This window comes from Subsaximicrobium wynnwilliamsii (assembly GCF_007997225.1).
GTDB classification, from domain to species: Bacteria; Bacteroidota; Bacteroidia; order Flavobacteriales; family Flavobacteriaceae; genus Psychroserpens; species Psychroserpens wynnwilliamsii.
On record NZ_VORM01000031.1, the window covers coordinates 1 to 12,943 of the forward strand.

The window sequence follows — 12,943 nt, forward strand, 5'->3', positions numbered from 1 at the left end:
CTCGTTCCTCTTTAAAATGTGTACGACAGCTCTTTTCGTCTGTGAAATGAACTCCAAAATCAAATATATTCATAATCAACTGTTTTAATATCAAGTGAATATACGATAATTATTTCATTTTAGGGCTGTTTGCGGATATACAATTTTTTTTCTATAAGTAATGATTTAATCTGAATAGTTATAGGTTTGTCACATTTGTAAACCAAGCTTTACAGTGTTAAAATTTTGCAAAATTTAATCAATAAATGTTTAACTTTAAAATTTAAAATTATGAAAAGAATTGTATTTTTATTTATGATGTCTTTGACATTTTCAGCTTTCTCAAGTAATTCTATTTCTGAAATTAAAGTAGATTGTAATTCTATTACAAATAAAATAGATTATAATTTCACTGAGATAGATAACAACAGTTATACTTTTAATGAAGATTTTGGGTGGGGAGTTACTTGTTATGTAATCATTCAGAATCAAGTTACAGGTGAAGAAAGAAAAGTTTCCGGTTCTGGAACTGGAGCTACACCTGGTTTAGCTCTCCAAGATTGCGGAAAAAACGCTAGAAAGAATGCTAAAGAATTGTATAATATAGTTCCGTAATAACAACTACTTGTTAGTAAACTTATAAATTATGGAAAAAATTATTTTATCCTTCATGTTCATTTTTTGTGTTTATTTTGGAAATTCACAAAATAAAGATGTGAACACCTATGAAATTAAATATTTAAAGACTTTTAATTTTGAATCTGGAGGAACCTTTTCTGCCGATCATACTTACACTAAATTTATTGAATTAAACAAATCTATATTTGATGTCACAACTAATTTAGAAAGTCAAAACACATTAGTTGAAGGTCAAAACAAATTGGTTGAAAGTGAAGACGATGATACCGTTTTTTATTTTTCACCTACAGGAAAAAATATTAGCCTAGTCTATAAAGATTATCTAAAGCAAGAATTATTCTCTAAGAACGAAGTATCATTTAAGTATTTTGTCGTGCAAGACTCTTTAAATATATTTAATTGGGAAACTTTTGAAAATCAAAAAAATATATTAGGATATAGTTGCCAATTAGCAAAAATGAATTTTTGAGGCAGACAGTACGAAGCTTGGTTTACTACAGAACTTCCTACGGGAGGCCCATGGAAATATGACGGGTTACCTGGGATGATCTTAGAGATTAAATCTATTGATAACTTTATAGCTTTTAAAGCCACAAGTATTAAGAATGGTAATTTTGTATTGGACCAACTCGAAAATCCGTTTTCAATAGAAAAAATACTGACTTGGCAAGAATTTATACAGTTATACAAGACTAAAGCCATTGAATTAATGAGTTATAGACCTACAGAATCTTCTCGTGGTGTTGAGACCTCAAGAGGAGGTATTGAAACTTATATAGCTGATGATGATATCGATTATAATAAGGCACTTGAAAAAATGCACAAGCAATAGCTCAACTGTTTTGGCAAAAAATCGATCTCTAAAGTTTCTTACAATTTTTAGTTTTTTTGTTCTTTACTTTAACTCGGGTTTCTCGCAAACAGTAGAAGGCACAGTATCAGATAATTTGGGAATGCTTTTGACTGCCAAAATAGTATTTATAGCGTCTAATAAAAAAAATGTAGTGAGTGAATATTGCTTAGCTTTAAATGGTAAATTTTCTTATAATTTAAAAAAAATGTATTCTGAAGGTCTTATTTTAAAGGCAACTGCAACAGGTTATTCTGCCTTTGAGACAACGATTACTTCTACAAATAAAAAAGATACTCTTGTTTATAAAATTACTTTAATAAAAGAAAAAATTGAATTACTCAAAGAAGTAATTGTTAAAGGCAAAAAAAAGCCATTCTTGGTTAAAAAAGATACTACTGTTTTTAGGGTAGATTCTTATAAAGACGGTACAGAGCGAAAAGTAGAAGATTTGCTAAAAAATATTCCTGGAATAGACGTGAATGAAACCAATGGTACAATAAAATATAGAGGAAAATTAATAGAAACAGTAACTATAGAAGGTGACAATCTTTTTGATTACAATTATACTATTGGCACTAAAAATATAAATATAGATTTAGTAGATGAAATTGAAGCAATTGAGAATTACTCTGAAAATAAGCTTCTAAAGGGAATAGAATATAGCGATAAGATCGCACTAAATCTAAAGCTTAAAAAAAACATAACAGACATTACTGGCAGCATCGATTTAGGAATAGGCGATAAACCTGACGCAAAGGAAACGCCCATCAATACTTCTGTTAATCTTTTGGCTATAAATACATCACTTAAATCTTTCGCTGTAAGTAGTTATAACAATGTAGGTGCCAATTTATCTCCTTTTGACTATTACGGAAATCAAATTAATTTAGAACAACTTAAAGAAGAAGATTTATACGCTCAAAAAGTAATTCCAGAACTATCTCTTCCTCAAGTCACAAACAAAAATTTGTCTAATATCAACCATCAATTTTTTAACAATTTTAATGGTATTTTCAATCTAAATAAAAAATTATTGTATATCCGTTTAGTGTCCATTAGCTGTAATGCTTGCTATTACTAGTCTATCAAAGATTCGCTCACCAAAATATCTTCGATTTAACTTGTAAACAAACTCGTTTAGATAAAGTTGCAGATATTTTTTCTTGATTTTATGGTACGTTCCTGTAAAATTCCGTTTAGCATTACTAATGGCAATATGTACCCATTTCAAAGTTTCTTTGGTGGTCTGCTCGTTTGATTTTTCAGTCACATGTATCTCCACATAATCAGCAATGTTGACATATGAAGTGCACTTGTCCGTGAAGACAATGGTTCGCTCACCATCAATGGCATCCACAAAGGTCTGGTCTGTTCCTTCTGCCTTGTGGTCATCAAGGACTTTTGCTTTGAAATAACGACATTGCCGCTCTACTTTTCCTGTGTCGATATCTTCAAGTACGGTACTTTCAGCCATGACCATAACGTTGGACTTGGTCTTGCTACCTCGCCCAGCTTTTTGAGTTTCATGTGCCTGCTGTGAAGCCTCTATTGTAAAGTAGCCTTCATCCATTTCTATCATGCCCTCCAATGTATATCTGTCATCTCGTTGCCCCATTGCTTTACGTAATTTATGAACCATTGCCCATACAGGCTCGTAGCGTTTTAACCCTAGTTGACGTTGTATTTCCTTTGACGAAAAACCTTTCTTGGTAGTGCTCAAAAGAAAAATTGTCTTGTACCAGACCAAGAATGATAGTTTAGAGCCCTGCATTATAGTGCCGCTGCGCAAAGATTGCCTTGAACTACAGGATTGGATAATTCGGTTCGATTTGTGCCAGTGATTTCGGTTCAAACCGTGCCAATATGATCGGTTCGTTTTGTGCCAGTTTTTTTTGTGTAGGCACTAAAACGGTTCGTTTTGTGCCACCCTTGGTATTAGTTTACTAGCCACTTTGAGAGATTAAGCAATTACCTTATCGCACTAAAACAGCGATATGGCAAACACACTTGATCCAATGGACTTAAAACAGATTATCACCTTACATTTAGACGGTTACAGCAACCGTAAAATAGGAACTTCCCTGAGTATCTCCCGCAACACGGTAAACACGTACATACGTTTGTTTAAAGGAAGCGATTATACCTTTAAAGAGTTATTATCCCTTGATACTGCTGGCCTAGAAACACTTTTTTCTTCTCATACCACCATTACAAATGAGCGGTATGATGCACTGATGCGCTATTTTGAAGGAATGAACAAAGCTAGGGATCACCCTGGTTTCACCTTTCTGTATCATTATGATGAATATGCACGGAGCGCAAAACAAGCCTATGGATACACGCAGTTTATGGAGCATTACCGTCGTAAATATGCAAAGATCAAGGGCTCGATGAAGCTCGAACACGACCCTGGAAAAGAACTATTCATTGATTATGCAGGTAAGAAACTGCATATCGTAGATAAGCAGACAGGAGAGGTCGTTCCCGTCGAGGTATTCGTAGCGATTCTTCCCAATAGCCAATACACCTATGTAGAGGCCTGTAAGAGCCAAAAACGTGAAGATTTGATTGGCTCTTGTGAAAATGCCTTGCGTTTTTATGGGGGTGTTCCCAAAGCTATTGTATCGGATAACCTTAAAGCCGCGGTCACTAGATCCAGTAAATATGAAGCACAGATCAACCGTAGTTTTAAAGACTTTGCACGTCATCATAACTGCGTGATTAATCCTGCCAGAGGGTATTCTCCACAGGATAAAGCTTTGGTAGAGAATGCCGTTCATCTGGCTTACCAACGTATTTACTATCCCTTACGAGAGATGACCTTCTTCTCTTTAGAAGACTTAAACCTAGAGATGAAACGCTTATTAAAACATTATAATAATCTACTGTTCAAACGAAAAGAAGCCAGTCGTCTGGAGCTCTTCCAGTCTGTAGAACGTGAATACCTAAAACCCTTACCCACGACACGCTATGAGCTCAAGGAATACCGAAGGGCTAAAGTACAGAAAATAGGGTATGTGTATTTCTCTCCAGATAAAAACTACTACAGCGTTCCCTATCGGTATATAGGCAAGGAAACCGGTATTCATTACACTAAGAGTTCGGTAGAGGTCTATTACAACCACCAGCGCATTGCTTTGCATCCTCGCAACCCTTCAAAAGGAGCTTATACTACCAATAAAGAACATTTGAGCAGCACTCATAAGTTCTATAGTGACTGGAGTCCTGAGTTCTTTAAAAACAAAGCAATCCCTCACGGTAGTCATGTTGCCGCCTGTGTAGGGCAGATCATTGCCGGTGTGGATTATCCAGAAATAGGGTACAAAAGGGCCATGGGCGTCATACAATTACATAGATCGTATGGCTCACAGCGACTGGACAATGCTTGTAAAAGAGCCTTGCAAGCCGATGCTGTCAGCTATAAACGTATCCAGAATATCTTAAAAAACAATCTAGATCAAAGCTCCCTATTTTTTCAAGACCTGGAAGAAGACGAGCCTCATATACCAGAACACCAGAATATAAGGGGTGCTTCTAACTACAAGTAAAATGTATAACTTAAAATTAGTATTATGAATAACAATCAGACCGTTGAAAAACTCAAACAAATGCGCTTGGGAGCCATGGCCGAGTTACACCTTCAACAATTAAAAGACAACCGTATAGGCAGTAGCACTGCGGATGAATACTTGGCCCTACTAACAGATCATCAATGGGAAGACCGACAAAATAAGAGAATCCAGCGGCTTTTAAAGCAGGCTGAATTTAAACAACAAGCCAACCTTGCCGACATTGATTACGTCCAAAACAGAAATCTGGATAAAAACATGTTTGAGCGCCTGGCAACACTAGATTTTATAACCCGCAAAGAAAACATCATCATTACTGGGGCTTCTGGAGTAGGTAAAAGTTACTTAGGACAAGCCCTAGGGCATCAGTCTTGTATGATGCAGTACAAAACCATATACTCAAATACCGCTAGACTGCTCAAAAAACTAAAGCTCAGTAAAGTGGACGGAACGTACCTCAAAGAACTGGGCAAACTCCTAAAGGCAGACTTGTTGATACTGGACGATTTTGGCTTGCAAAGCTTTGATAACCATGCACGAGAAGCATTAATGGATATTATTGATGATCGCCATAACAAGACTTCTACCATTATATCATCACAAATACCCGTATCTGCATGGTACGATATTATTGGCGAAGGAACCATTGCTGATGCTATATTAGATCGCATCGTAAACTCTTCTCATAGGATCGACCTAAAAGGAGAATCATTAAGAAAAGGAATTTTAAAGAATGAATAAATGTAAATTTTAACTATAATTGTAAGATCTTTCAAAGTGGCACTGTTTGACCGAAACAGCTGGCACCATCACTCCGAAATAGCCACAGGATTTACACTCATAACTCCATTTATTCTTCAACCAATAGTGCTGCGTGCCTTGACATCGATTGCAGATGACCCCTATTTTATCTCGTTCCTCTTTAAAATGTGTACGGCAGCTCTTTTCGTCTGTGAAATGAACTCCAAATTCAAATATATTCATAATCAACTGTTTTAATATCAAGTGAATATATGATAATTATTTCATTTTAGGGCTGTTTGCGGATATACAAAAAAAATTAAAAGCAAAAGTTAATTTGTTTTATGTAAATGATAAAATTGATAGTAATCAATTTTCACAAAGCGATATTGAAATAGTTAACGAGCGTTTTACAATTTTTGATGATGTTTTTATTACGAAAAATCCAGTGCAATATCGAGGTGATTTAGAATTAAAGTTAAATTCATCTAAGACATCCTTACTTGAATATAATATAAGTTTTAGAGATGAAGTCATCAAAACAGACAGAAATATTTCTTCTAATCAAGCCAATAATTTTGACTCATTTCTAGAGTCGGAAAGTGTATTCATCAATCAAAACTTAGAATTCACTAAAAGGTTATCAAATAAAAAAGCATTACAATTTAATTTAGACTACGCTACCAATGACTTAGGTCAAAATTTCAGTATTGAACCCTCTATATTCAATAATATTGAATTTGATAACGATACCCAATACGCAGATTCTAAAAAACATAATTTGTCTTTTAAAGCCCTTATTTTGGGCAGGCACAAAAAGAGTAACTATAGTTTTGTAGTTGGTGGAACGCTTGATACTGAATTGTTTAGTTCGGCTTTATTGAGCCAAAACAATTTGCAAACAATTTCTATTGGCAGTAATTTGAATAATCTGGAGTATAAATTTAACGAAATATATACACAAGGAACCTATAATTGGATCCTAGGCAAGTTTACTGTCTCTCCAAAATATTCTTTTAGAACACTCAATCAATCATTAGGTATTACACAAGACGACATTTCTTTAAACTCAAACATTCTGCTATTTGAACCTTCATTGAGTTTACTGTATGCAATAGATCAAACATCTCATATAAACTTCACTTCAAGAATTTATCGAGGAACAAATTCAATTCAAAATTTTTATACAGATGGAATCCTTTTAGATAATAGAATACTGCGAAACAATATTCCTGATTTAAGATTAAATAGAAATCAAAATTATAGTTTAACGTATCAAAAAAATGACCTTTTTAATCAGTTGGAATTATCCTTAGGAGGAAATTATATAAAACAAAGAGGAAATTTTTTTACAGATACACAAATTGATGAATTTTCGACACTAATAACAACGTTCTTTTTGCCAGAAAGTAACGAAAATTTAGATTTTTTCTTTAATGTCTCCAAGTTACTCCCATGGATTAATACAACAATTAAAGCGACTTCAAATTATTCAATAGTTAACTTCAAGAATATTTTAAATAATTCAGAACTAAGAAACAACAAAAGCAATTTTTTTGTTAATTCTATTTTCTTCAAATCGGCTTTTAATTCATCCATAAATTTCCAAAACAAAACCACACATACATACCAAGAACACAGAAGTGAAAATTTATTTACAAATCAATCGATAGAAAATGAACTCAAAGTTATTTTTAAACCTACAAAACAGCTTGTGCTAAGTCTAAATTATAATTATGTAGTTCCCAGCTTTGATAGGAACTCTAATAATTTTTCATTTTTAGAATCTACTATCACTTATAAACCTAAAGATAAAAATTGGCAATTAAATTTCACTGGTGTAAATTTATTAAACGAGAAAATTTTTGAACAAATTAATACTAGTGATGCCTCTATAAATAGACAACGTGTTGATTTACTTAATAGGTACATTTTATTAAATTTTGGCTATAATTTTTAACTAATAGATTACGATTCCTCCCTCTCATGCTCCTCCATATCCTTGGTTAAATCCAGTTTCCTGAATGCCGGTGATAAAAAGCCAGTGGTCGCAACTGTAATCAAGGTCATGGTTCCTCCAAAAACCACAGCTGTCACTGTGCCCATGAGTTTGGCTGTGACACCACTTTCAAAAGCACCCAACTCATTTGACGAGCCCACAAACATCGAATTTACTGAAGCCACGCGACCACGCATGTGATCAGGCGTTTTTAGCTGAAGAATGGTTTGCCTGATGACCATAGACACCCCATCGGTCACTCCACTCAAAAACAAGGCTATGACCGAAACCCAAAAGATGGTAGACACTCCAAAAACAATAATACAGATACCGAAGCAAAACACCGCTATTAATAATTTCATACCGGCATTTTTACTGATTGGGATGTAGGCCGTAATCAACATCGTAATAAAGGCTCCAACCGCAGGCGCAGCTCGTAACACGCCAAAGCCCTCTGGCCCGACTTTCAAAATATCTTGGGCAAAAATGGGTAGTAAGGCTACCGCACCACCAAAAAGCACTGCAATCATATCTAAGGTAAGTGCACCTAATATGGCTTTGTTGCTAAAGACAAACTTGAGACCTTCCCTCAAACTTTTCATTACGGGTTCTCCAATTTTCGGATTGAGGATTGGCTTTTTCTTAACCCGAAGCAGCACTAAGAAGGCCAAGACCACTAAGCCAAAAATGATGCATAGGGACCAATGCACGCCAATCCAATTAATAGAAAATCCAGCAAAAGCGGGTCCTAAAACCGAAGCCATTTGCCAAGTGGAACTGCTCCAAGTCGCAGCGTTAGGATAAATTTTCTTCGGAACAATAAGCGCAATCAATGAAAAAATCGTAGGACCAAAAAAGGACCGCACAAATCCGCCAAAAAAGACCAAGGCATAGATAGAATATAAAATAGTATTGGTCTCCCAATCGCCAACCACCTCAGGCCACGTCAATAAAAATAGACCCAAACTTATGAGCGAGAAAGCTGCAATGGTCAATAACAATAAATTCCGCTTTTCCTTTTGATCCACAATATGCCCTGCAAACAAAGCCATGGTTAAGGCTGGAATAATCTCCATGAGTCCAATCAAACCTAGCGATAAGGGATCTTTGGTTATAGAATAAACTTCCCATTCAATCACGATAAACTGCATGGACCAACCAAAAACCAAAAAGAAACGCACCAATAAAAAAGTGTTGAATTCTTTAAATCGAAGCGCTGCGTATGGGTCTTTTTTTTTTTGCATATCAACTTCCTGCGGAGGCAGGACTCATTTTCGGAGTAAAGACTTGAAAAGTTTTGTAAACCTTGCAGGCCTCATCAGATTATAAGATGCAAATGTAAAACAAGCCATGATCTTATTTTTAAAAATGGAAGTTGAATTTTTATGAAATCACAGAATGCTTCCAAGAGTTTATTTTTTCAGAAAAATATGGAGTTTGCTATGACATCTTTCCACTGAGGTCAGGATTCTTGCAAAACAGTAATTATCGAATATCTCGCAATTTCAATTGAAGCGAAACGTTCCCCTGCCAATGATTCTCATCAATGGAATATACTGCATTAAACGGTTTTTTATCAGTTATCAAATCGCACTTATCGCCTAAGTTGAAGCCAATACAAACGATTTTTTCACGACCTTGGGTTGCGGTAAGACGCAAATGCTTGTCATCTTCGCCCACACATTTTCCGTATCCTGAATCTTTTAAATCTTCGCTCATAAAAATGGGGGTCATATTGCTTGGACCAAAAGGTGCAAATTGCTTGAGAATACGGTGGAATTTAGGCGTGATATCCTTCAGCTTCATTTGAAAATCGACCTTGATTTCTGGGATTAAGAGATTTCGGTCAATGGTTTTGGTCACTTCGTCTTCAAAAGCCTGCTTAAACGCTTCGTAGTTTTCTTGCTTTAAGGTCAAGCCTGCCGCGTATTTATGTCCGCCAAATTGCTCAATATGCACACTGCAGGCTTCCAAGGCATTATACACATCAAACCCAGAGACCGAGCGTGCAGAGGCCGCCAACTTATCTCCACTTTTGGTAAAGACCAAAGTTGGCCGGTAATAGGTTTCGGTCAATCGGGAAGCGACAATGCCAATAACGCCTTTATGCCAAGATTCGTGGTAAACTACAGATGTCAAGCGATCTTGTTCCTTGTTTTCTATGATTTGAACTAGCGCTTCTTCGGTGATTCGCCGATCGGCTTCTCGACGGTCGAGGTTGAATTCATTGATTTCCGAAGCGTAGATTTTAGCTTGTTTCTCATCGGTTTCGGTGAGTAAGGTTACTGCGTAATTGCCGTGCTTCATACGTCCCGCAGCATTGATTCTTGGTGCGACGATAAAAACCACATCGGTAATGGTTAGCTCCTTTTTCTTGGTTTCTTCGATGATTGCTTTTATGCCTGGCCTCGGTTGGGCATTGATCACTTGGAGCCCAAAATAAGCCAAAGCCCGATTTTCATCTACAATAGGCACAATATCTGCACCAATGGCTGTCGCCACCAAATCGAGATATTCCGTTAAATCTTCAACCGTTTTTCCATCTTTCGATGCCAAGGCTTGAATGAGTTTAAAGCCAACGCCGCACCCACAAAGTTCTTTAAAAGGGTACTCGCAATCATCACGTTTAGGATCTAAAACCGCCACTGCTTTGGGGAGTTCAGCGCCTGGTCTATGGTGGTCACAGATGATGAAATCGATGCCTTTTTCCGCAGCATAATTGACCTTGTCTATGGCTTTTATACCACAATCCAAGGCAATGATTAGTGAAAATCCATTATCGTGCGCAAAATCAATGCCTTGGTAAGACACGCCATAACCTTCGCCGTAGCGATCTGGGATATAGGTTGCTATTTGGTTAGACTTGGTTTTTAAATACGAAGACATCAAAGCTACGGAAGTTGTCCCATCCACATCATAATCACCATAAACCATGATGTTTTCATTGTTGAACAGCGCTTTCTCAATGCGCTCCACCGCCCTGTCCATATCTTTCATCAAGAATGGGTCGTGCAAATCCTTGAGACTAGGTCTAAAAAACTTTTTGGCAGCTTCGTAAGTTTCAATACCGCGCTGCGCCAATAAAATGGCAACCGTGGCATCGACCTGAAGCGTTTCTTGAAGCGATGCAATCGTTTCTGGTTTTGGTTTTGGTTTTAGCGTCCAACGCATGGCGGTTGAGGGTTTGAAAAGTTTAAGGTTCAAGATTCAAGTTTAGGCCTAGAAAACCTCTCAGGCTTTAAAACCCTGAGAGTTTCGGTAAAAAACTTAAGAATTATGATAATGAATCGATGTTTTTACCTCAGCAAATTGTCGAAACATTTCCATGACACCACAGTATTTTTCTACGGAAAGGTTAACTGCCTTCTCAATTTTTTTCTCATCCAATTGGTCGCCGTAGATATGGTATTCTACTGAAACTTTATGGTAATATTTAGGATCCTCATTGGTCAATTCACCATAAGTATCAATCCTGAAATCGGAAAAAGGCACTTTCATCTTCTTGAGAATGGCCACCACATCTAGCCCCGAGCAACCTGCCAAGGATGATAGCATCATGGCTTTTGGTCGCAATCCAGAATTATAACCGCCAGCTTCTGAGGAGGCATCCATGCTTAGGAGCTTTCCGCTGGGATTATCTGATTCAAATTGTAGGGCACCTTTCCAATGGGTAACGACTTTATCTGACATATTTGCTAATTTTTTTGTTTCTTGTGTAGGGTTAATTTTAATCTGAAGCCCTTAAAATATACCAATGCGCATTTTCGAGCTTGGTTATTTTACGTACTATCAAAAATACTATAAAAACAAAACACTATGGCATTAGTTACTCCTTTATCTGCAGAACACGACCTCGAAACCAAAGCGCTGGCCGAATTTTTCAACGAAACACTTGGCTTCTGTCCAAATTCAGTATTGACCATGCAACGCAGACCCGCAATTTCAAAAGCCTTTATCAATTTGAACAAAGCGGTCATGGCAAATGAAGGCCGAGTGACTTCCGCCTTAAAACGGATGATTGCTTGGGTAAGCAGCAATGCCACCGGATGTCGTTATTGTCAAGCACATGCGATTAGAGCTGCAGAACGCTATGCTGCGGAACAGGAACAACTAGATAATATTTGGGAGTACCGCACACACTCAGCCTTTTCAGAAGCCGAACGTGTCGCACTTGATTTCAGCTTGGCAGCATCACAGGTTCCAAACGCGGTCAATGCCGATATCAAAGCGCGATTGTACAAACATTGGGACGAGGGCGAAATCGTTGAAATGCTTGGCGTCATTTCACTTTTTGGCTACCTTAACCGTTGGAACGACTCTATGGGCACTAGCTTAGAAGAAGCCGCTGTTGAAAGTGCCCATCAGTATTTAGGCAAGCATGGCTGGGAGCGTGGAAAGCATGGTTAATCAATTCTAGAGGCAGGAATCTATTAGCTGTAATTGAAAGGCTCTGCTTTCAACCCAAGTACTTACAAATACATTGTTTTTACAGCTTAATGTGCAGCTTGAAGTAGTTTAAGACTAGTGATATCAGCTTCGAAATTTCTTAGTGATGTATTGACCTACAAGGTTTAAAAAACCTTCAATTAAACAACCAACCCCTTAACCCTAGCTCTCAAAACGGCCAGCACTTCTTCCTCAAACCAAGGATTCTTGCTCAGCCAAAATCGGTTTCTTGGGCTTGGATGTGGTAATGGAAAGTATCTGGGCAGATACTCCTCATAAGTGGCTACTGTTTCGGTTAAAGTGCGCTTGGCCTGTTTTTTCAAATAGGCTTTCTGGGCGTACATGCCTATGAGAATTACCAATTCAACCTGCTTGAATTCCTTCCAAAGTAAATCGTGCCACTGCGGCGCACATTCTGGTCTTGGCGGTAAATCGCCACTTTTGCCTTTGCCAGGATAGCAAAAGCCCATGGGCATAATACCAAAATTTTTGGTGTTGTAAAACTGCTCCTCACTAACATTTAGCCATTCCCGAAGTCGCTTTCCTCCTGCATCATCCCATGGAATTCCCGATTGATGTGCCACGCGTCCTGGCGCCTGACTGAGCAATATGATTTTTGAGTTTTTTTCTGCCTCCAAGATCGGTTTTGGGCCTAAAGGTAAATGCGCTTTGCAAATTCTACATTGTCTAATCTCTTGAATTAGTGATTCCATAACT

General features: G+C 37.2%; 11 protein-coding genes and 3 pseudogenes. 8 read left to right on the top strand and 6 right to left on the bottom strand.

The annotated features are described in order from the left end of the window. Positions 1 to 270: 270 nt before the first annotated feature. The 4 genes and pseudogenes from ESY88_RS18210 (at position 271) to ESY88_RS18225 (ending at position 2,552) form a co-directional block, all read left to right on the top strand. Complete coding sequence (locus ESY88_RS18210) at positions 271 to 594, top strand: hypothetical protein (protein WP_147088547.1); 324 nt, start codon at positions 271 to 273, stop codon at positions 592 to 594. 31 nt (positions 595 to 625) lie between these two features. After that, positions 626 to 1,087, top strand: a complete 462-nt coding sequence (locus tag ESY88_RS18215) for a hypothetical protein (RefSeq protein WP_147088548.1) — start codon at positions 626 to 628, stop codon at positions 1,085 to 1,087. Between the two features lie 12 nt (positions 1,088 to 1,099). After that, a pseudogene (locus tag ESY88_RS18220) lies at positions 1,100 to 1,450 on the top strand (GLPGLI family protein); the annotation flags it as partial. After that, entirely contained in the window at positions 1,428 to 2,552 is a 1,125-nt protein-coding gene (locus ESY88_RS18225) for a TonB-dependent receptor (RefSeq protein ID WP_147089886.1), read from the top strand. The pseudogene ESY88_RS18220 and the gene ESY88_RS18225, both read left to right, overlap by 23 nt. Here ESY88_RS18225 and ESY88_RS18230 read toward each other — a convergent pair. Continuing rightward, a pseudogene (locus ESY88_RS18230) lies at positions 2,517 to 3,284 on the bottom strand (IS1595 family transposase); the annotation flags it as partial. The gene ESY88_RS18225 and the pseudogene ESY88_RS18230 overlap by 36 nt on opposite strands. Before the next feature lie 181 nt (positions 3,285 to 3,465). Here ESY88_RS18230 and istA point away from each other — a divergent pair. Both istA and istB read left to right on the top strand, forming a co-directional pair. Beyond that, positions 3,466 to 5,019: an IS21 family transposase gene (gene istA, locus ESY88_RS18235; protein WP_147088172.1), complete on the top strand. Its 1,554-nt coding sequence runs from the start codon at positions 3,466 to 3,468 to the stop codon at positions 5,017 to 5,019. Between the two features lie 24 nt (positions 5,020 to 5,043). After that, the gene (gene istB / locus ESY88_RS18240; RefSeq protein ID WP_147088171.1) at positions 5,044 to 5,781 is read left to right on the top strand and encodes an IS21-like element helper ATPase IstB; all 738 of its coding nucleotides are present in this window, start codon (positions 5,044 to 5,046) and stop codon (positions 5,779 to 5,781) included. A gap of 78 nt (positions 5,782 to 5,859) precedes the next feature. Here istB and ESY88_RS18245 read toward each other — a convergent pair. Continuing rightward, positions 5,860 to 6,024 (bottom strand): annotated as a pseudogene (locus tag ESY88_RS18245) (transposase); the annotation flags it as partial. 94 nt (positions 6,025 to 6,118) lie between these two features. On the opposite strand from ESY88_RS18245, the gene ESY88_RS18250 reads away from it, so the two are divergent. Continuing rightward, positions 6,119 to 7,741, top strand: coding sequence for a TonB-dependent receptor (locus ESY88_RS18250; RefSeq protein WP_147088170.1), 1,623 nt, complete (start codon positions 6,119 to 6,121; stop codon positions 7,739 to 7,741). A gap of 8 nt (positions 7,742 to 7,749) precedes the next feature. Here ESY88_RS18250 and ESY88_RS18255 read toward each other — a convergent pair whose 3' ends face one another. The 3 genes from ESY88_RS18255 to ESY88_RS18265 form a co-directional block, all read right to left on the bottom strand. Further along, positions 7,750 to 9,024 carry an MFS transporter gene (locus ESY88_RS18255; protein WP_147088169.1) on the bottom strand — a complete coding sequence of 425 codons (1,275 nt, stop codon included), beginning with the start codon at positions 9,022 to 9,024 and terminating at the stop codon, positions 7,750 to 7,752. Positions 9,025 to 9,265: 241 nt separating this feature from the next. After that, the gene (recJ, locus tag ESY88_RS18260; protein ID WP_147088176.1) at positions 9,266 to 10,951 is read right to left on the bottom strand and encodes a single-stranded-DNA-specific exonuclease RecJ; all 1,686 of its coding nucleotides are present in this window, start codon (positions 10,949 to 10,951) and stop codon (positions 9,266 to 9,268) included. Positions 10,952 to 11,047: 96 nt separating this feature from the next. Beyond that, a complete protein-coding gene (locus ESY88_RS18265; protein ID WP_147088168.1) occupies positions 11,048 to 11,470 on the bottom strand; it encodes an OsmC family protein in 423 nt (140 codons plus the stop codon). A gap of 126 nt (positions 11,471 to 11,596) precedes the next feature. Here ESY88_RS18265 and ESY88_RS18270 point away from each other — a divergent pair, with 126 nt between their 5' ends. Then, entirely contained in the window at positions 11,597 to 12,187 is a 591-nt protein-coding gene (locus ESY88_RS18270; RefSeq protein WP_147088167.1) for a carboxymuconolactone decarboxylase family protein, read from the top strand. Positions 12,188 to 12,366: 179 nt separating this feature from the next. Here ESY88_RS18270 and ESY88_RS18275 read toward each other — a convergent pair whose 3' ends face one another. Further along, positions 12,367 to 12,939, bottom strand: coding sequence for a uracil-DNA glycosylase family protein (locus ESY88_RS18275; RefSeq protein ID WP_147088166.1), 573 nt, complete (start codon positions 12,937 to 12,939; stop codon positions 12,367 to 12,369). Positions 12,940 to 12,943: the final 4 nt, after the last annotated feature.

Coding starts and splice junctions, on each gene's coding strand:
- ESY88_RS18215 (WP_147088548.1), top strand. CDS start 626: ATGGAAAAAATTATTTTATCCTTCATGTTCATTTTTTGTGTTTATTTT.
- istB (WP_147088171.1), top strand. CDS start 5,044: ATGAATAACAATCAGACCGTTGAAAAACTCAAACAAATGCGCTTGGGA.
- recJ (WP_147088176.1), bottom strand. CDS start 10,951: ATGCGTTGGACGCTAAAACCAAAACCAAAACCAGAAACGATTGCATCG.
- istA (WP_147088172.1), top strand. CDS start 3,466: ATGGCAAACACACTTGATCCAATGGACTTAAAACAGATTATCACCTTA.
- ESY88_RS18255 (WP_147088169.1), bottom strand. CDS start 9,024: ATGCAAAAAAAAAAAGACCCATACGCAGCGCTTCGATTTAAAGAATTC.
- ESY88_RS18210 (WP_147088547.1), top strand. CDS start 271: ATGAAAAGAATTGTATTTTTATTTATGATGTCTTTGACATTTTCAGCT.
- ESY88_RS18275 (WP_147088166.1), bottom strand. CDS start 12,939: ATGGAATCACTAATTCAAGAGATTAGACAATGTAGAATTTGCAAAGCG.
- ESY88_RS18270 (WP_147088167.1), top strand. CDS start 11,597: ATGGCATTAGTTACTCCTTTATCTGCAGAACACGACCTCGAAACCAAA.
- ESY88_RS18265 (WP_147088168.1), bottom strand. CDS start 11,470: ATGTCAGATAAAGTCGTTACCCATTGGAAAGGTGCCCTACAATTTGAA.